This is a genomic window from Bradyrhizobium retamae (assembly GCF_001440415.1).
Classification (GTDB): domain Bacteria; phylum Pseudomonadota; class Alphaproteobacteria; order Rhizobiales; family Xanthobacteraceae; genus Bradyrhizobium; species Bradyrhizobium retamae.
In genome coordinates this window covers 61,492-79,337 of sequence record NZ_LLYA01000101.1, presented here as the reverse complement: position 1 = coordinate 79,337, position 17,846 = coordinate 61,492, and the positions used below count along the sequence as shown (strand labels likewise).

General features: G+C 62.3%; 18 protein-coding genes and 1 pseudogene. 3 read left to right on the top strand and 16 right to left on the bottom strand.

Annotation, left to right across the window (positions count from 1 at the left end; genetic code table 11):
- Nucleotides 1-244: 244 nt before the first annotated feature.
- The 16 genes and pseudogenes from CQ13_RS11985 to eno all read right to left on the bottom strand — a co-directional run bounded on the left by CQ13_RS11985 (nt 245) and on the right by eno (nt 15,749).
- Nucleotides 245-1,507 (bottom strand): YeeE/YedE family protein, encoded by a 1,263-nt coding sequence (locus tag CQ13_RS11985; protein WP_245309149.1) that lies wholly within the window; start codon nt 1,505-1,507, stop codon nt 245-247.
- Nucleotides 1,497-2,423, bottom strand: a complete 927-nt coding sequence (locus CQ13_RS11980) for a sulfurtransferase (RefSeq protein WP_057843093.1) — start codon at nt 2,421-2,423, stop codon at nt 1,497-1,499. The genes CQ13_RS11985 and CQ13_RS11980 overlap by 11 nt, the downstream gene beginning before the upstream one ends.
- A 373-nt stretch (nt 2,424-2,796) precedes the next feature.
- Nucleotides 2,797-2,956 (bottom strand): annotated as a pseudogene (locus CQ13_RS42880) (tripartite tricarboxylate transporter substrate binding protein BugD); the annotation flags it as partial.
- Complete coding sequence (locus CQ13_RS40910; protein WP_245309148.1) at nt 2,950-3,342, bottom strand: transporter associated domain-containing protein; 393 nt, start codon at nt 3,340-3,342, stop codon at nt 2,950-2,952. The pseudogene CQ13_RS42880 and the gene CQ13_RS40910, both read right to left, overlap by 7 nt.
- A gap of 257 nt (nt 3,343-3,599) precedes the next feature.
- On the bottom strand, nt 3,600-3,764 hold the full coding sequence (locus CQ13_RS42875; protein ID WP_156433633.1) for a hypothetical protein: 165 nt from the start codon (nt 3,762-3,764) through the stop codon (nt 3,600-3,602).
- 90 nt (nt 3,765-3,854) lie between these two features.
- Complete coding sequence (locus CQ13_RS11970; RefSeq protein WP_057843091.1) at nt 3,855-4,823, bottom strand: tripartite tricarboxylate transporter substrate binding protein BugD; 969 nt, start codon at nt 4,821-4,823, stop codon at nt 3,855-3,857.
- A 33-nt stretch (nt 4,824-4,856) separates the two neighbouring features.
- Nucleotides 4,857-6,098 (bottom strand): threonine synthase, encoded by a 1,242-nt coding sequence (locus CQ13_RS11965; RefSeq protein ID WP_057843090.1) that lies wholly within the window; start codon nt 6,096-6,098, stop codon nt 4,857-4,859.
- A 125-nt stretch (nt 6,099-6,223) separates the two neighbouring features.
- Nucleotides 6,224-7,642 carry a dihydrolipoyl dehydrogenase gene (gene lpdA, locus CQ13_RS11960; RefSeq protein ID WP_057843089.1) on the bottom strand — a complete coding sequence of 473 codons (1,419 nt, stop codon included), beginning with the start codon at nt 7,640-7,642 and terminating at the stop codon, nt 6,224-6,226.
- 139 nt (nt 7,643-7,781) lie between these two features.
- Nucleotides 7,782-9,122: a pyruvate dehydrogenase complex dihydrolipoamide acetyltransferase gene (locus CQ13_RS11955; RefSeq protein ID WP_057843088.1), complete on the bottom strand. Its 1,341-nt coding sequence runs from the start codon at nt 9,120-9,122 to the stop codon at nt 7,782-7,784.
- 2 nt (nt 9,123-9,124) lie between these two features.
- Nucleotides 9,125-9,430 (bottom strand): DUF5076 domain-containing protein, encoded by a 306-nt coding sequence (locus CQ13_RS11950; RefSeq protein ID WP_028345892.1) that lies wholly within the window; start codon nt 9,428-9,430, stop codon nt 9,125-9,127.
- Nucleotides 9,431-9,434: 4 nt separating this feature from the next.
- Entirely contained in the window at nt 9,435-10,835 is a 1,401-nt protein-coding gene (locus tag CQ13_RS11945; protein ID WP_057843087.1) for a pyruvate dehydrogenase complex E1 component subunit beta, read from the bottom strand.
- Nucleotides 10,836-10,938: 103 nt separating this feature from the next.
- Complete coding sequence (gene pdhA / locus CQ13_RS11940; RefSeq protein WP_057843086.1) at nt 10,939-11,961, bottom strand: pyruvate dehydrogenase (acetyl-transferring) E1 component subunit alpha; 1,023 nt, start codon at nt 11,959-11,961, stop codon at nt 10,939-10,941.
- 213 nt (nt 11,962-12,174) lie between these two features.
- Nucleotides 12,175-12,492 carry an FtsB family cell division protein gene (locus tag CQ13_RS11935; RefSeq protein WP_057843085.1) on the bottom strand — a complete coding sequence of 106 codons (318 nt, stop codon included), beginning with the start codon at nt 12,490-12,492 and terminating at the stop codon, nt 12,175-12,177.
- A gap of 81 nt (nt 12,493-12,573) precedes the next feature.
- Nucleotides 12,574-13,131 (bottom strand): NADPH-dependent FMN reductase, encoded by a 558-nt coding sequence (locus CQ13_RS11930; RefSeq protein ID WP_057843084.1) that lies wholly within the window; start codon nt 13,129-13,131, stop codon nt 12,574-12,576.
- Nucleotides 13,132-13,282: 151 nt separating this feature from the next.
- Nucleotides 13,283-14,419, bottom strand: a complete 1,137-nt coding sequence (locus tag CQ13_RS11925) for a zinc-binding dehydrogenase (protein ID WP_057843139.1) — start codon at nt 14,417-14,419, stop codon at nt 13,283-13,285.
- Nucleotides 14,420-14,465: 46 nt separating this feature from the next.
- On the bottom strand, nt 14,466-15,749 hold the full coding sequence (gene eno / locus CQ13_RS11920) for a phosphopyruvate hydratase (RefSeq protein ID WP_057843083.1): 1,284 nt from the start codon (nt 15,747-15,749) through the stop codon (nt 14,466-14,468).
- A gap of 179 nt (nt 15,750-15,928) precedes the next feature.
- On the opposite strand from eno, the gene CQ13_RS11915 reads away from it, so the two are divergent.
- From CQ13_RS11915 to queF, 3 genes are read left to right on the top strand one after another with little or no spacing between them, the layout of a single operon-like run.
- The gene (locus tag CQ13_RS11915; RefSeq protein WP_057843082.1) at nt 15,929-16,915 is read left to right on the top strand and encodes a Vgb family protein; all 987 of its coding nucleotides are present in this window, start codon (nt 15,929-15,931) and stop codon (nt 16,913-16,915) included.
- Nucleotides 16,912-17,286, top strand: a complete 375-nt coding sequence (locus CQ13_RS11910) for a c-type cytochrome (protein WP_057843081.1) — start codon at nt 16,912-16,914, stop codon at nt 17,284-17,286. Before CQ13_RS11915 ends, CQ13_RS11910 begins: the two co-directional genes overlap by 4 nt.
- A 57-nt stretch (nt 17,287-17,343) precedes the next feature.
- The gene (queF, locus tag CQ13_RS11905) at nt 17,344-17,808 is read left to right on the top strand and encodes a preQ(1) synthase (protein ID WP_057843138.1); all 465 of its coding nucleotides are present in this window, start codon (nt 17,344-17,346) and stop codon (nt 17,806-17,808) included.
- The last annotated feature ends 38 nt before the right edge of the window (nt 17,809-17,846 follow it).

Below are 17,846 nucleotides of genomic sequence, written 5' to 3'. Positions count from 1 at the left end.
GCCGCCGACTGGCAGAAGGCCCATGGATCGTTCGTTTCTGTGACGGCGTTAGGACCAAGAATCAATCCAGGCGGATGATTTTTGAGCGTTCGAGGCATCGACCGTACCGAAACGCCGACTGACGCGGGAAGCCATCTTTCCAAGCTGAAACGTCAAAACGCGTAAGGTAAACGCAGTCCAGCACTCAAACCACTTCCTGAAAATCACTTGCAAGGGCCGGCCGCCGGCCCTTGCACTCCGACTTTCAACCTAGCGCCCCGATGCGGCGCCCCACGAGCAGTGTGGTGGCGATGCCTGTGAACACCGCCACCGCGAAGACCCAGCCTGAGAGCGCTCCGGCCATGATGCCGGAAAGCAACGTGCCGATCGTGCAGCCAAGGCCTGTCATGGCGCCCCAGCCAAGCAGAATGCCGCCGATCACACCGCGGCTGGCCTGACCGGCGGTCGGCCGCTCCGGCTTGAATTGGCCGGATACGAATGCGGCGGCAAAGGAAGCGACAACGAGCGCTGCGATGAACGCGCCGTTATTGGAAACGAGACCGTCGCGAATGACGGTGACACAGCCCCGCAGCGTATCAAGTCCCTCAAGCCTGCCGGGCGAGAGACCTGTCACCGAGGCGATCTGACGCGCGCGGCTGCCAATCTCTGCGGTGACGCCCAGCGGCGCGACGCGCAGATACGCCACCATGCCGATAACGCCAACGATCGCTCCGCCGATCCAGGCTGGCCAGCGATGGATCAGTATCTTGCGCCAGGGCGTATCGTCTACTGGCTGAGAGCGTTGCTGGCCGCCGCGCGACAGCCAGAGCGCGACGAGAGCGAGCATGATCAGGCTCGCCACCAGCGTGCCAGCATAGCCGACCCAGTGCGGCAGCCACACCATGGGCGCGCCAACGATCTGGGTCAGGTAGAGCGTATTCCAGCTCATGAAGCCGAGAATGAAGCCAATAACCGTGCCGATCAGCGCGAAAGGCGCGGTCGGCGATCCCTCGCCGAGGCGATAGAGGTGCGCGCTGACACAGGAGCCTGATATCGCCATACCTGCACCGAATGCGAGGCCGGCAACCGGCAGGACGAGGCTCACCGGGCCTATGAAGGCGTCCGGCGGCAGCCGGCCGCTGGACGGATCGGGCAGCCACGCCCCGAACACGATGGCATAGCCGACGATGCCGACCGCGAGCGCCACGAGGATTCCGAACAGGCCGCGCGGATCGCCACTGTCGAACCAGTCGCGAAAATTGCAGAAGAAGCAGAAGCGCGAGCGTTGCAGGACAATGCCGAAGGCTGCGCCCAAGAGAAGCGAGAGCGAAAGACCCGGCTGGCGGTTCAGGTGGAGCACGTAAGCCAGCGCCGCCAGCACCACCAGAAGCGCAGCCGAGACCAGCAAGCGCACGAGTGAGGGCACAAATGCGAACGACGCCGGGGAGCCCGGCGCCGTTGCGGTCTGCGGCGCATCGATGCGATGCGCGTAAGCCTTGTCCTGCGATGTCAGCGCTTCACTTGCCACCCCAGACGGTCCCTGCCACGTTGACGACGGGCAAGCCAACCGTGTTTCCGTATTCGGTCCACGAGCCGTCATAGTTGCGCACATCATAGCCCAGAATCTGCGAGAGCACGAACCAGGTGTGGCTGGAGCGTTCGCCAATGCGGCAGTAGACGATGATCGGCTTCGAATCATCGATGCCCGCTGCTGCATAAAGCTTCTTCAATTCGTCAGCCGACTTGATCGTGCCATCCTCGTTCACGGCGCGGACCCAGGGAACGTTGATCGCACCCGGGACGTGGCCGGCGCGCACCGCCAGCTCCTGCGAACCCGGAGGAGCGAACACCTTGCCGGAATATTCGTCCGGCGAGCGGATGTCGACGATGGTCGCATTGGTCTTCTTCGACACCGCGTCGTTCACGTCCGACAGCCGCGCGCGCAGCTTGCTGTTGGGCTCGCCGATGGAAACCTGGCTCGGCGCTACCGAGGCCACACGGCTGTCGAAGGGACGCTTGTCAGCCTCCCATTTCTTCCGGCCGCCATCGAGCAGCTTTATGTTATCGAAGCCGTAGCTTTTGAAAATCCAGGCGCCCCAGGCGGCAAACCAGTTGTTGTTGTCGCCGTAGAGGACGACGGTCGTATCCTTGTCGATGCCGAGCTTGCGGACGAGGTCCTGAAATTTCTCCTTCGTGGCGATGTCGCGACGGACCGTGTCAACCAGATCCGTGTGCCAGACAACGTTCTGCGCATTGGGGATATGGCCGCGTTCGAACAGGCCCGGTTCGACGCTCACCTCGACGACACGCACCTTGGGATCGCTAAGGTTCTTCTCCAGCCATTCGCCGTTGACGAGTGGGCCTTCCGGCGTTTGTGCAAGCGTCGGGCCTGCAAGGCCGATGACGGTAAGTGTCACCGCAGTGAATAGCGATGCTAGTTTCATGGGAGGCTCCTGATAATGGAGTTAAAGCATTCCGTGCAAATGGATCGTCAGTATGATCGCGGCCAGACTATCCTGACGGCGAAAAGCGCCACTGCAGCGGAGGCCAGTCAATAGCTGCATTCCGGGCAGACAATGAAATTCCATGCATCTCCAACAGACGGAAAGAATTGAGGCACCACCTGCGTCAAAACGCAAATGACTATCTCGGCTGTGGCAACAAGTCGCGCTGGAGAGGCTGCCCAGCGTTCAGTGACGACGTGCTTCGAACAAGCGGCAAAGCCATGCAGCCTCACCGGGGGAGCGGGCCGCCGGTTACACGCCCCACATACGTAAGCCATCGTGACACATCATGAGCAAGCGCGCGGCGGCCGGGCTAATCCACCTTGACGTTGGCGGCCTTGATCATCGGCCACCATTTTGTGATCTCGGCCTTTTGCCAGGCGCCGAGCGCTTCGGGCGTGGGCTTGTCCTTGGGCGGCATCTGCAGGCCGAGGTTTTTCAAGCTGTTTGCGTACAGCCGGATCGTTCAGTCTCTTGATGCAAGAACCTTGCTAATCCGCGGACCCTCCATATCAACGATCTGGAATCGCCACCCCTCCCAAGTGAACTGGTTACCAAGGGCGGGTATTCTGCCAAGTAGAGCAATCGCAAATCCTGCAAGCGTGTGAAAATCGCCTTCCGGCCTGCGACCGATATTGAGGCGAATCGGAGCTTCGTCCGCTGCCATTTTGCCATCTAAGAGGAACGTGCCGTCCCGTTGCTCAAGCTCCGCAGGGTCCTCACCGGCATCGGGCAGATCGCCCGCAATTGCCGCAAGGAGGTCGGTCCGCGTCACGATGCCCTGAAGCGCTCCATATTCGTCGACGATCACGCCGACACGAGCGGGCTGAGCCTTGAACCTCTCGATAGCGTGAAGCACAGGAATCGATTCGGGGAGAACCAAAGGCTGCTGAATTGCGGCGAGGGGATCAAGTGGTTCACCATCGAGAGCCTCCAGTCGATATCCGTCCGCGGGGTCATAATGTCGCTCACCTCGCGACTGGTGATGTTGATGATCCGCTCAACGACATCGCGCTGCGCGCGCGATGCTCAGTCGAAATAGAGCATCCGATCAATATGGAGGACGGCTTGGCCGCTGCAGTCCGAAGAGATCGGACAAAGCACACTTACCAACTACTATTTCTTTCCGGGCGCGACCGGCGGAAGGTCAGCATCGCTGGTCACCTCTTTAGTTCCGCCCAATTCACCGCCGGTGAGAATGAATGCCGCAGCAGCCAATGCGATGACTCCGCCGAGAATGAGTCCGATTGTGCCCTTGGTTCGGTTGTATTTGTCAGCCATCGTGCGCTCCGTATAAGAGCGTTAACGTCCGCACTACCCGTAGGTTCCCTGCCCTCGATCTTGCACATTCGCCCGCGTGCGCATCCGGAGCTAATCCACCTTGACGTTGGCGGCCTTGATCATCGGCCACCATTTTGCGATCTCGGCTTTCTGCCAGGCACCGAGCGCTTCGGGCGTGAGTTTGTCCTTCGGCGGCATTTGCAGGCCGAGGTTTTCAAGCTGCTTGCGCACCGCCGGATCGTTCAACGCCTCCACGGTCGCCGCATTCAGCTTGGCGATGACGTCCTTCGGCGTATCCTTGGGCACCCAGAGGCCGGACCACAGCGTCATGTGGAAGCCGGGCAGCCCCGCCTCGTCCACGGTCGGAATGTCGGAGGCAGATTCCACGCGCTTGCTGTCGGTGATGGCATAGGCGCGGATATTGCCGGCCCGCACCTGCCCGATCGAATTCGAGGTCTGGTCGACGATCATGTCGATCTGGCCGGCGACGAGATCATTCATCGCGGGGCCGGTGCCGCGATACGGCACATATTGCAGCTTGATGCCGGTAACGTTCTCGAAGTAGACCCCGGCGATATGGCTGCCGGAGCCGGCGCCGGCCGTGCCCGCGGTCGCCGACGTCGGCTGCGCCTTCAGCCACGCCACAAATTCCTTCAGCGAGGTTGCGGGCACCGCCTTCTTGCTGACGATGATCATCGGATTGCTCGGCAGCAGCGCGACCGGTTCGAGGTCGGTTATGAGGTCGTAGCCGAGCTTGTAGATCGCGCCATTGGCGACGTGGGTACCGAGGTGGCCGAAGCTGATCGTGTAACCGTCAGGCGGCGAACGCACCGCGCGGCCGACGCCGACCGAACCGGCCGCTCCCGTCACGTTCTCGACCAGCACCTGCTCGCCGAGCGTGACCTTCATGCGCTCCGCGAGAATGCGCGCCATCGCATCCGACGGACCGCCAGCGGAGAACGGTACGATGATGGTGACGGGACGCGAGGGGAAGTTTTGCGCTGCCGCAACACCACCGAACGCCAACACTGCAATCGCGGCCAGAATGATCTTTCGCATCTCATGCTCCCATTACATTCCGCCGCATGACGGTCAGAGCTTGGCGTAGTCGATCGGCTGGTGGCGATCGAGCGTGCGCGTGACCGGCGGCAGCGGATATTTAAGCCCTGTCGCGCAATTGAACAGCATGACGCGATCGTTTTTGGTCACGCGACCGTCGGCAAGGCTTTGCTGATAGGCAGCATACGTCGCCGCCCCTTCCGGACACAACAGCAGGCCCTCCTCGCGCGCCACTTCGTTGAGCGCAGCAGAAATCTTCTCGTCCGGGACCGCGATCGCAAATCCCTTGCTCTCGCGAACCGCGCGCAGGATCAGAAAATCTCCGACCGCTTGCGGCACGCGGATGCCTGACGCGATGGTATGGGCATCTTCCCAGCGCGGGGCGTGCTCGGTGCCGTTCTCGAAGGCGCGCACCATCGGCGCGCAGCCGGACGCCTGTACCGCGACCATCCGCGGCCGCTTCGCGCCGATGAAGCCGATGGCTTCCAGTTCGGCAAACGCCTTCCACATTCCGATCAGGCCGGTGCCGCCGCCGGTCGGGTAGAAGATCACGTCGGGCATCTCCCAGTCTAGCTGTTCGGCGAGCTCAAGGCCCATCGTCTTCTTGCCTTCGATCCGGTAAGGCTCCTTCAGCGTCGAGGTGTCGAACCAGCCCGCTTTTACCTTCCCCTCGCCGACGATCTTGCCACAATCGTCGATCAGGCCATTGACGCGATAGACGGTGGCGCCCTGCAGCTCGATCTCGCTGACGTTCACCTCCGGCGTGTCGGCGGGGCAGAAGATCGTCGTCTTGATGCCGCAGGACGTCGCGTAGGCCGCGAGCGCTGCGCCCGCATTGCCGTTGGTCGGCATCGCCATGTGCTTGATACCGAGCGCCTTGCCCATCGACACCGCCATGACAAGGCCGCGGGCCTTGAACGAGCCGGTCGGCAAGCGCCCCTCGTCCTTCACAATGATCTCGCCAGCGCCGAGTTTTTTCGCAAGCTTCGGCAGCCGGATCAGCGGCGTCGTCACTTCGCCGAGGCTGACAATGTCCGTGACCTTACGCACCGGCAGCAGCTCGCGATAGCGCCACATGTCGGCCGGGCGCTGCGCGAGGGCTTCCTTGGTCAGCGCCTTCTTCACGCCAGCGAGGTCGTAACGCACCAGTAGCGGCTTGCCGGCCTTGGAGAGGTTGTAAATCTGGTCGGCCTCGTACCGATCGCCTTCCATCGCGCATTCGAGATGGGTCACAAAGGTCGGGCGTTCGATGGTCAGATTGTCGTTGTCTTTCACAACTGTTCTTTCTGGTTTGCTTGTCATTGCCGGGGCTAGACCCGGCATTCCATCTTCTTCGCAAGACTCTTGTGAAGCGCGATGGATACGCGGGTCAAGCCCGCGCATGACGGTTAGGGATTAGGCTAGATGTTCAGCACGCGGCCGTAGGCATCCAACACGGCCTCCTTCATCATCTCGGACAGCGTCGGATGCGGGAATACGGTGTGCATCAACTCCTCCTCCGTAGTCTCCAGATTCATGGCGACCACGTAACCCTGGATTAACTCCGTCACTTCCGCACCGATCATGTGAGCGCCGAGCAATTGCCCCGTCTTCTTGTCGAAGATCACCTTGACGAGGCCCTGGTCCTCACCGAGCGCGATTGCCTTGCCGTTGCCGACGAACGGGAAGCGGCCGACGCGAATCTCGCGGCCGCCCTCTTTCGCCTTCGCCTCGGTCAGCCCCACGGAAGCAATCTGCGGGTGGCAATAGGTGCAGCCGGGAATGAGGTTCTTGTCCGTGGCGTGCGGATGCAGGCCCTTGATAGCCTCGATGCAGACGACACCTTCGTGCTCGGCCTTGTGGGCGAGCATCGGCGGACCTGCGACGTCGCCAATAGCATAAATGCCGGGGACATTGGTCTTGCCGTAGCCGTCGATCACGACGACGCCGCGGTCGGTCTTGACGCCGAGCTTTTCGAGGCCGAGACCTTCGACATTGCCGACCACGCCGACCGCCGAGATCACCCGCTCGAACTCGACCGTCTGCGGCTTCTTGCCGTCGTCGATGGTGGCAACCACACTGTCGGCTTTCTTCTCGAGCTTCGTGACTTTGGTGTTTGAGAGAATCTTGATGCCCTGCTTCTCGAACCGCTTGCGCGCGAGACCGGCGATCTCGGCGTCCTCGACCGGGAGGATCTGCGGCAAGACCTCGACCACGGTGACATCGGCGCCCATGGTGTGGAAGAACGAGGCGAACTCGATGCCGATTGCGCCCGAACCAACCACCAGCAGCGATTTCGGCATCCGCTCCGGGACCATCGCCTCGAAATAGGTCCAGACCAGTTTCTTGTCGGGCTCAAGCCCCGGCAGCACGCGCGGCCGGGCGCCGGTCGCGAGAATGATATGCTTGGCCTGATAGGCGCCCTCACCCAGCGCCCCCTTCGGCGCCTCGACGGCGGATTTTTTCACCGTGACGTTGCCCGGCGCATCGATCGACGCCTCGCCCCAAATCACTGTCACCTTGTTCTTTTTCATCAGGAAGCCGACGCCGTCATTCAGCCGCTTCGAAACGCCACGCGAGCGTTGCACCACCGCCTTCGGATCGAACGAAATCTTCTCGGCTGAAAGGCCGTAGTCCTTGGCGTGCTGCATGTAATGGAAGATTTCGGCTGATCGCAGAAGCGCCTTGGTCGGGATGCAGCCCCAGTTCAGGCAGATGCCGCCGAGATAGGACTTTTCGATGATCGCGGTCTTGAAGCCGAGTTGAGCCGAGCGGATCGCGGTGACGTAGCCACCGGGGCCGGAGCCGATGATGATGACGTCGAAGGAATTGTCGGCCATGGCTATGTGCTCGTTATCATCGTGCGACCATCACAGTTCTCCGTCATTGCGAGGAGCCCTTGCGACGAAACAATCCACCTTGTCGCCGATGAGATGGATTGCTTCGCTGCGCTCGCAATGACGGGCGGCTACCCTCGCCTCACACCATCATCATGACCGGGTTCTCGATCAACTGCTTGAAGGCGCCGATCAACTCGGCGCCGAGCGCGCCGTCGATCGCCCGGTGATCGCAGGAAAGCGTCACGCTCATCATCTGCGCGATCTCGATCTTGCCACCGCGCACCACGGGACGCTCCTCGCTGGTGCCCACCGCCAGGATCGTCGCGTGCGGCGGATTGATCACGGCGGTGAAGTGGTTGATGCCGTACATGCCGAGGTTGGACACCGCCGTGGTACCGCCCTGGTATTCTTCCGGCTTCAGCTTGCGTGCCCGTGCGCGCGCGGCAAAGTCCTTCATCTCGGATGAAATCGTGGACAGCGTCTTGGTTTCCGCTTTCCGGATGATCGGCGTGATCAGGCCGCCGGGCATCGCCACGGCCACGCCGATGTCGGAGTGCTTGTGCTTGAGCATGCCGCCTTCGGTCCAGCTCACGTTGCAATTCGGAATCTTTTGCAGCGCGATCGCCATCGCCTTGATGACGAAGTCGTTGACCGAGAGCTTGTAGAGCGGCTTCTTTTCCTTGTCCTTCGGTGCCGCGGCGTTGATCTCCTCGCGGGCGACCAGGAGCTTGCCGATGTCGCAGTCCATCGTGAGATAGAAATGCGGCACGGTCTGCACCGACGCCGTCAGCCGTTGCGCAATGGTGCGGCGCATGCCGTCATGCGGCACGATCTCGTAACTGCCCTCCTCGAACAGCGCCAGGATCTGCTTGTCGGACATTGACGGCGCGATGCTCGGACCCGCCGCAGGCGCGGCGGCCGGGGCTTTCAGGCCCTTGCCCGACTTGGCATCCTCGACGTCGCGGGCGACGACGCGGCCATGCGGGCCCGAGCCGTTGATGCGCGAAAGATCAATGCCCGCATCCTTGGCGAGGCGGCGCGCGAGCGGCGACGAGAAGATACGGCCTTGCCCGTTGCCCTTGGCAGGCGGCGCCGCCTGAGGGGCAGGCGCGGGAGTGGTGGGAGCAGGTGTTGGCGCCGGAGCCGCGGCAGCAGGCTTCGGCGCTTCTTCGGGTGCCTCCTTGGGCGCTTCGGCAGCCTTCGGCGCGGGCGCGGCGCCTGCCGCCTTCACATCCTCGCCGTCGCCGGCCAGTACCGCGATCACGTCGTTGACGGGGACGTCCTGCGTACCCTCCGGCACCAGAATCTTGGCAATCGTGCCCTCGTCGACCGCCTCGACTTCCATCGTCGCCTTGTCGGTCTCGATCTCGGCGATCACGTCGCCGGATTTGACCTTGTCGCCCTCTTTCTTGAGCCACTTGGCAAGGTTGCCCTTTTCCATCGTGGGCGACAGCGCGGGCATCAAAATGTTGATCGGCATCGTCAGTGACCCTGTTGCGACCGGGGCGTGGTGGAGCCCATGTCGGTCGGCCGGTTGATTTCGGCTTCGAACATCTCGACGATGCGCGCGAGCGCCTCGTCCTCGGTGTAGCCACTCTCGCGCGCATAGGCGCGGGCGGCGTGGCGGGCGATATCGACCAGCAAGAGGCCCCACATGTCAGGCTCCTCGAAGGCGCGCTGGAACGCGATCGAGAGCCCACCATCGACGACGAAGGCGCGCAGGACTTCAACGGCGTCCTCGCGGCCGATCACGTCCGGCGGCAGCGGTTGTTCGTTGGGACCGGCCATGGGCTTACCGATAAGAAACGGCTTTGGCGGCCGCGACCACCTCGGCAACAGAAGGCAACGCGAGCTTTTCGAGGTTCGCGGCATAAGGCATCGGCACGTCCTTGCCGGATACGCGCGCGACCGGCGCATCAAGATAATCGAAGGCGTGCTCCATGATGCGGGCGGCAATCTCGGCGCCGACGCCGGACTGCTGCCAGCCTTCTTCCACCGTCACCGCGCGGCCGGTCTTCTTTACCGAGTTGACGATCGTCTCGGTATCCATCGGGCGCAGCGTGCGCAGGTCGATCACCTCGGCCTCGATGCCTTCCTTCGCGAGCTCGTCTGCGGCCTTCAGCGCGTAGGTCATGCCATTCGACCACGAAATCAGCGTTACGTCCTTGCCCGAGCGAACGATACGCGCCTTGCCGATCGGGATCACGTAGTCGTCGAGTTTTGGCACCTCGCCGGTGTGGCCGTACAACACTTCGTTTTCGAGGAAGATGACGGGGTTGGGATCGCGGATCGCGGCCTTCAGAAGCCCCTTGTAGTCGGCCGCCGAGAACGGCGCGATCACCTTCAGCCCGGGAATTTGCGAGTACCAGGCCGAGTAATCCTGGCTGTGCTGGGCGGCTACGCGGGCGGCGGCGCCGTTGGGGCCGCGGAATACGATCGAGCACCCCATCTGGCCGCCCGACATGTACAGCGTCTTGGCCGCGGAGTTGATGATCTGATCGATCGCCTGCATGGCAAAATTGAATGTCATGAATTCGACGATCGGCTTCAGCCCCGTCATCGAAGCCCCAACGCCGACGCCGGCAAAGCCATGCTCGGTGATCGGGGTATCGATCACGCGCCGCGCGCCAAACTCTTGCAGCAGGCCCTGGGTCACCTTGTAGGCGCCCTGATATTCCGCGACCTCCTCGCCCATGATGAACACGTCGGGGTCGCGCCGCATTTCTTCCGCCATCGCGTCGCGGAGCGCCTCGCGGATGGTCTGGGTGATCATCTCGGTGCCGGCGGGGACTTCCGGATCGGGCTCGGTGACCGCGGCCGGCGGCGCGGCTGGCGCCTTCTCCGCTTTGGGCTGCGGCGCCTCAGCTTTGGCTTCAGCGGGGGGCGCGGATTCCGCGGCCTTCGCCGCTTGCGCCGGCGCGCTCGCCTTGCCGAGATCGGCGGCGCTCTCGCCGTCGGCCAGAATGGTCGCGATCGGCGTGTTGACGGCAACGTCGGCGGTGCCCTCGGGGATCAATATCTTGCCGAGCGTGCCCTCATCGGTCGCCTCGACTTCCATCGTCGCCTTGTCGGTCTCGATCTCGGCGATGACATCGCCCGACTTGATCGTCTCGCCTTCCTTCTTCAGCCACTTCGCAAGGTTGCCCTTCTCCATGGTGGGCGACAGCGCAGGCATCAGCACTTGAATGGGCATATCGGCTCCCGAAAATCACTCGTCAGTTGGTTCTGCGCTCGTTTGATCTGCAGGTTGCGAGAGCAGCAAACCAGGTCCCACGTTTTACGAACTATGCGTTGAATTACCTGTAGATGTCGGTCCAGAGCTCGGACGGATCGGGCTCGGGATCGCGCTGGGCGAAATCGGCGGATGCGTTGACGATCGCGCGGACCTCGGCGTCGATCGCCTTCAACTCCTGCTCGCTGACCTTGGCGGCCAGCAGGCGGTTGCGCACCTGCTCGATCGGGTCCTGGTCGGTGCGGATTTTTTCGACCTCTTCGCGAGTCCGGTATTTCGCCGGGTCGGACATCGAGTGGCCGCGGTAGCGGTAGGTCTGCATTTCCAGGATAAACGGCCCCTTGCCGGCGCGGCACCAGGCCACCGCCTCGTCGCCGGCGGCTTTCACGGCGCGAACATCCATGCCGTCGACCTGCTGGCCCGGAATGTTGAAGGAGGCGCCGCGCTTGGAAAAATCGGTCAGTGCCGAGGAGCGCGTCACCGACGTGCCCATGGCGTAGCGGTTGTTCTCGATCACATAGATCACCGGGAGCTTCCACAGCTCCGCCATATTAAAACTCTCGTAGACTTGGCCCTGGTTGGACGCGCCGTCACCGAAATAGGCGACGCTGACGAAGTCATTGCCGCGATAACGATTGGCGAAAGCAAGGCCTGTCCCGAGCGAAACCTGGGCGCCGACGATGCCGTGGCCGCCGTAGAAATTCTTCTCCATGCTGAACATGTGCATGGAGCCGCCTTTGCCCTTGGAGTAGCCGCCGCGGCGGCCGGTGAGTTCGGCCATGACGCCGTTGGCGTCCATTCCGCAGGCCAGCATGTGGCCGTGGTCGCGGTATCCGGTTATGACCTGATCGCCCTTCTTCAGGGCCATCTGCATCCCGACCACCACAGCTTCCTGGCCGATATAGAGATGGCAGAAGCCGCCGATCGCACCCATGCCGTAGAGCTGGCCCGCCTTTTCCTCGAAGCGGCGGATCAAGAGCATGTCCCGCAGCGCGGCCAGTTCCTGCGCCTTGGTGAATTCCGGTGGGGACCCGTTTGCCTTCTCCTGCCCTGGTTCTTTCGCGACGCTTTTCTTGGGTGCAGCCATGGCAATTCCGGGTGAAAGAGAGACGGATAAGCCCTCTCTATCCCAACTCAAACCGCCGTGAAAGGATTGCGTGCGCTGGAGAAAATAATGCTATGCCGCAGTGCAATGTGGGCTGCGACATTTTTGAAATTGATTTCGCGATTTTTTGAAATTTGCGGACTGACACGCCGGCATCGCCCCCATGACGGCCGTGTTCGTGACATCGGTTTGAAATCAGTTCGGCTTGACGATCCGGATCAGATCGCGCGGATTGGCATAGTCGAGCTGGAAGCGCGCGCGCTCATCCAGCATGTCGGGATCGACCCGGTCGGAGCGCAGCAGCGATACCCGCTGCTCGCCCTCTGCCCGCTCCCGCTTCAGCCGCGCCAATTCCGAAGTCAGCGCAATGATTTCCTGATCGAGTTCCTGGCGCGCGTTCAAGCCGTATTTGCCGGTGTAAGCGTTGACGCCGAAATAGCCGACCATCATCGCCGCCACCGTATAGAGGGCGAGCCCGGTCAGGATGGATTTCAATCGGGTGCGGGAGACCATGCCGTCAAGATGCGACGGCTGGGTTAATGGAATGCTAAGGCGGTGAGCACGAATGTCACCGCCGTCATTGCAATGACGTCCTTACCTGTTCTGCTTCTCGATGAAGGCCGCAAACGCGTCGATGTATTGCTGCAGCACCTTCTGCACCGCTTCCTTCACGAGTTCGCCCTTCTCGTTAAAAGCGTCGCCGATGCCGTTGAGGTAGATTTCGGGCTGGCCGAGGATCGGACCGGAAATACCCGGCAGGATGTTCTGCAAATGCTTGGCGGCGCTGACGCCACCGAGCGCGCCGGGCGAGTTGCTGACGATGCCGGTCGGCTTGCCGAGGAACGAGCTCTTGCCATAGGGGCGCGAGCCGACGTCGATCGCGTTCTTCAGGACGCCTGGGATCGAGCGGTTATATTCGGGCGTCACGAACAGCACGCCGTTCGACTTCTGCAGCTTTTCGCGAAACGCCAGCCAGTCAGCCGGCGGCGCCGCTTCCAAATCCTGGTTGAAGAAGGAAATTTCATGCAGCGTGGTCACATCGAGCTTGAGCGAAGCCGGCGCCAGTTTGGCGAGCGCGTTGGCGACCTTGAGCGAAAAGCTCTCCTTGCGGAGAGAGCCGACGATCGTGACGATGGTGTAATAGGTGGCCATTGGATTTCCCTTTTGAAGCAAAAGCGCCAGCGCTCCCTTACGCCAGATCGGCAGAAAGATGCAAGTGCATTAACTTATCTTTACGACTGGCTCGGCATGCAAAAACAGGCCGCCTGAAAGGCAGCCTGTTCGCGGCAATAGAAGCGCGCGCTCACCCCTTGTTCGGGTTGATCAGGAATTTCTCGCCGGTGGAGCGCTTGTTGTAGACGGCGATATTGGAAAGCTGCAGCGTCTCCTGCAGCGACACTACCTGCGTGTAGTGGCTGGCAAAGGTTGTCTTGAGCTCGGACGCGACACGCTGGCGCAGCCGGCCGATTTCGGCGGGGCCGATCTTCTGCAGGAACGGCGTCAAGAGCCAGCCGCCGACGCCCCAGGTCAGGCCGAATGTACGGCTGAGCTCGGTCGGACGATTGTCGAGGCTGCCGTAGATATAGACCTGCTTGTACACGTTCGAGCCGTAGCGGCTGTATTCCTTGGCGGTCTTGTTGGCCGCGATTTCCATGCAGGTAAGAATCTGGCTTGCCAGCTTGCCGCCACCGATCGCATCGAACGCAATGGTGGCGCCGGTTTCCACCAGGGCGTTGGTCAGATCGTCCATGAACGTGTCTGCGGTGGAATCGACGACATATTTGGCGCCGATCTTGTGCAGGATGTCGGCCTGCTCCTTACTGCGAACGATATTGACGAGGCCGATGCCGTCCTTGATGCAGATCTTGTTGAGCATCTGCCCGAGATTGGAGGCGGCCGCGGTGTGCACCAGCGCCTTGTGGTTCTCGCGCCGCATCGTCTCGGTCATCCCGAGCGCGGTCAAGGGATTGACGAACCATGATGCGCCGTCGGCCGGCGTTGTGCCTGACGGCAGCTCCATGACGTCCCTGACCTTGATGGTGCGATACTGCGTGTACATCGCGCCGCCGATCATCGAGACCGCCTTGCCCATCAGCGCTTTCGCGGCGTCCGAAGATCCGGTCCTGATCACCACGCCGGCACCTTCATTGCCGACGGGAAGCGACTGGTCGAGCCGCGCTGCCATCATCCGCATCGCCGATTCCGGCATCTTCGCGGTGATGACAGGCGCGTCCGCGCTGCCGGATTCCTTGGCGGTCGACATGTCGGCCGGACCGATCAAGAGCCCGAGATCGGAGGGATTGATCGGGGTCGCCTCGACACGGACCACGACTTCGTCGTCGGCCGGCTCGGGCGTCGGGACATCGATCAGCGACAGTTCGAGTTCGCCGCTCTTCTTGAGCAGCGAACGCAGTTGAAGCCCGCTCTTGCCGTCGCTCATCGCCATCCTCCCCCTGGTGTCCGTCCTATCTGGTTGCGCCGATGCGTTATGCCAAGGCCTTCAGCGCCGATTTGCCGGCATATTTTGCCTGATTGCCGAGTTGCTGCTCGATGCGCAGGAGCTGGTTGTACTTGGCGGTGCGATCGGAGCGCGCCAATGATCCGGTTTTGATCTGGCCGCAATTGGTGGCGACCGCCAGATCGGCGATGGTGGAATCTTCCGTCTCGCCGGATCGGTGCGACATCACGGAAGTGTAGCCGTATTTGTGCGCCAGCTCGACGGCGGCGAGCGTCTCCGTCAGTGTGCCGATCTGGTTGACCTTGATCAGGATCGAATTGGCGCGGCCGTTCTTGATGCCGTCGGCAAGGCGGGTGACGTTGGTGACGAACAGGTCGTCACCGACGAGCTGGCACTTCTTGCCGATCAGGTCGGTCAATTCCTTCCAGCCGTCCATGTCATCCTCTGACATGCCGTCCTCGATGGTGACGATCGGATAACGCGAGACGAGATCGGCGAGATATTTTGCCTGCTCGGAACGCGAGCGGGTCTTGTTCTCGCCGCCGTAGACGTAACTGCCGTCCTTGAAGAACTCGGTGGCCGCGCAGTCGAGGCCGAGCATCACGTCGCTGCCTGCCTTGTAGCCGGCCTTGCCGATCGCGCTCACCACGAAATCGAGGGCTGCGTCCGCCGACGGCAGGTTCGGCGCAAAGCCGCCCTCGTCACCGACATTGGTGTTATGGCCGGCCTTCTTCAGTTCGCTGCGCAGCGTGTGGAAGATTTCCGAGCCGCAGCGCAGCGCCTCGGCGAAGCTCGCGGCGCCCACGGGAAGGATCATGAACTCCTGGAAGTCGATCGGGTTGTCGGCATGCGCGCCGCCATTGATGATGTTCATCATCGGCACCGGCAGCGTCCGCGCCGAGGTGCCGCCGACATAGCGATAGAGCGGCATGTCGAAGGATTCGGCCGCTGCCTTGGCGCAGGCCAGCGAAACGCCGAGGATGGCGTTGGCGCCGAGCCGGCTCTTGTTCGGCGTGCCGTCGAGATCGATCATGATCTGGTCGATGTGGACCTGGTCCTCGACGGCCTGATCGCTTAGCGCCTCGAAGATTTCGCCGTTGACGGCTTCCACCGCCTTTTGCACGCCCTTGCCGAGATAGCGCTGCTTGTCGCCGTCTCGCAGCTCGACCGCCTCATGGGCCCCGGTGGATGCGCCGGAGGGAACAGCCGCGCGGCCGATCGAGCCGTCTTCCAGCACCACATCGACTTCAACGGTGGGATTGCCACGGCTATCGAGAATTTCGCGGCCAATGATGTCGACGATGGCGGTCATGTCTTGAACTTTCCTGGGAATGGGTGGTCCGGTTTCGGGGGCGGTCTTACACGGGGAGCAAGCAAATGTGAACGCTTTGGCTGCGACCTCTTCCGGACGATAGAGCCGGATCAGGATAGACTTGCTTCGAGGTTGATATCAGCGTCCAAACCTTCACATTGATAGACCGGGGTAACGCAATGAATCGCCGCCAGTTTCTTGGAACCGCCGCTGCCGGATTCCTTGCCGCGCCCACTCTCCTGCGCCACGCGAACGGACAGGAAGGCCCGTTCCGCGTCAAATATTATCCGGTCGCATCCGGCATGGGCTCGCGTGATACGACTCCGGCCCCCGATGGCTCGATCTGGTTCTGCGGCCAGCGCAACGGGACGCTCGGCCGGCTCGATCCGCGCGACGGGTCCTACAAGCTAATCGACCTTGGCAAGGGCGCCGCGCCCCATGGTGTCATCATCGGTCCAGATGGCGCGCCCTGGATTACCGAAGGCGGACAGAACGCAATCGCGCGCGTCGACCCCATTGATCACAAGATTACGCTGTTCCGCCTGCCCGAAAAGGAGGCCTACGCCAACCTCAACACCGGCGTATTCGACAGAGGCGGCATCTACTGGTTCACCGGCCAATCCGGCATTTATGGCCGGCTCGACCCCAGATCGAGCGACATGACTGTGTTCAAATCGCCGCGCGGTCGCGGCACCTATGGCATGACCGTCACGCCGAAGGGCGACATCTGGTACGCCTCGCTCGCCGGCAACCACATCGCAAAGATCGATCCGGCGACCGGCAACGCGACTGTGGTCGAGCCACCCACACCCAAGCAGGGCGCGCGGCGCGTATGGTCGGATTCGAAAGGCCGGATCTGGGTCAGCGAATGGAATAGCGGCAATGTGTCGGTGCACGATCCCGCCGACGGCTCCTGGAAGGCGTGGAAGCTGCCGGGCAGCAATCCCCGCGCCTATGCGGTCTATGTCGACGACAAGGACAAGGTCTGGCTCACCGATTTCGGCGCCAACGCGATCGTGCGCTTCGATCCGGTGACGGAGAAGTTCAACGCATTTCCCAGCGATCAGCCGGGCGCGAATGTGCGCCAGCTCGACGGCCGGCCCGGCGAAACCTGGGGCGGCGAATCCGGCAATGACCGCCTTGTCGTGATACAGACGGTCGCGTGAAGTCATTCGCTGCGCTGCTGCTGTTGCCCTTTCTCCTAACCGCGCCCGCCATCGCGGAAGAAAACGGCGTGCGGGCGTTCGCGCCCTGCCGCGCCTGCCACAGCCTCGATCCCGCGGAGCGCGGCCTGCCTGGCCCCAACCTTGCAGGGCTGATCGGGCGCACGGTGGCCGCTGATCCAGAGTTCGATTACTCGCCGGTGTTGCGCAAGGCGCGCGACGAAGGATTGCGCTGGGATGCGAAGCGCCTGGAGGCCTTCCTCGCCGATCCCGCCGCGATGTTTCCGGGATTGTGGATGTCGATCCGCGGGATCGAGGACGCCGCTGAGCGGCAGGCGCTGACGCGCTTTCTTGGCGACCCAGCCTCGCGCTGACGGTTGACGATCACCCCCCGCAGCGTTCATGTCAGCGCTCGCAACAGGACGATCATGATGGCCAAGAAATCATTGCCCACATCATTGCAACTCGGCCGCGCCGTGGAATGGCCTGATCGCCCTGAAAAGGCGCAGCTCGACCGCGTGCCCAATCCGCAAGCCGGCACCAATTATCTGGTTCGCTTCACCGCACCGGAATTCACCTCGATCTGCCCGGTGACGGGTCAGCCGGATTTCGCGCATCTCATGATCGACTATGTGCCGGGACAATGGCTGCTGGAATCCAAATCGCTAAAGCTCTATGTCGCGAGCTTTCGCAATCACGGCGCCTTCCATGAGGATTGCACGGTCATGATCGGCAAGCGGATCGCGGCCGAGATCAAGCCGAAATGGCTGCGCATTGGCGGCTACTGGTATCCGCGCGGCGGCATCCCAATCGACGTGTTCTGGCAGACGGGCAAGCTGCCCAAGGACGTATGGGTGCCCGATCAGGGCGTCGCGCCCTATCGCGGACGGGGCTAAGCGCTAATCGGAAGGTGGACTTCGCAGCGGACCTCCGA

Coding starts and splice junctions, on each gene's coding strand:
- CQ13_RS11915 (WP_057843082.1), top strand. CDS start 15,929: ATGAATCGCCGCCAGTTTCTTGGAACCGCCGCTGCCGGATTCCTTGCC.
- CQ13_RS11980 (WP_057843093.1), bottom strand. CDS start 2,423: ATGAAACTAGCATCGCTATTCACTGCGGTGACACTTACCGTCATCGGC.
- eno (WP_057843083.1), bottom strand. CDS start 15,749: ATGACCGCCATCGTCGACATCATTGGCCGCGAAATTCTCGATAGCCGT.
- CQ13_RS11930 (WP_057843084.1), bottom strand. CDS start 13,131: ATGGCCACCTATTACACCATCGTCACGATCGTCGGCTCTCTCCGCAAG.
- pdhA (WP_057843086.1), bottom strand. CDS start 11,961: ATGGCTGCACCCAAGAAAAGCGTCGCGAAAGAACCAGGGCAGGAGAAG.
- lpdA (WP_057843089.1), bottom strand. CDS start 7,642: ATGGCCGACAATTCCTTCGACGTCATCATCATCGGCTCCGGCCCCGGT.
- CQ13_RS42875 (WP_156433633.1), bottom strand. CDS start 3,764: ATGGCTGACAAATACAACCGAACCAAGGGCACAATCGGACTCATTCTC.
- CQ13_RS11935 (WP_057843085.1), bottom strand. CDS start 12,492: ATGGTCTCCCGCACCCGATTGAAATCCATCCTGACCGGGCTCGCCCTC.
- CQ13_RS11925 (WP_057843139.1), bottom strand. CDS start 14,419: ATGAGCGACGGCAAGAGCGGGCTTCAACTGCGTTCGCTGCTCAAGAAG.
- CQ13_RS11945 (WP_057843087.1), bottom strand. CDS start 10,835: ATGCCCATTCAAGTGCTGATGCCTGCGCTGTCGCCCACCATGGAGAAG.
- queF (WP_057843138.1), top strand. CDS start 17,344: ATGGCCAAGAAATCATTGCCCACATCATTGCAACTCGGCCGCGCCGTG.
- CQ13_RS11955 (WP_057843088.1), bottom strand. CDS start 9,122: ATGCCGATCAACATTTTGATGCCCGCGCTGTCGCCCACGATGGAAAAG.
- CQ13_RS11970 (WP_057843091.1), bottom strand. CDS start 4,823: ATGCGAAAGATCATTCTGGCCGCGATTGCAGTGTTGGCGTTCGGTGGT.
- CQ13_RS11950 (WP_028345892.1), bottom strand. CDS start 9,430: ATGGCCGGTCCCAACGAACAACCGCTGCCGCCGGACGTGATCGGCCGC.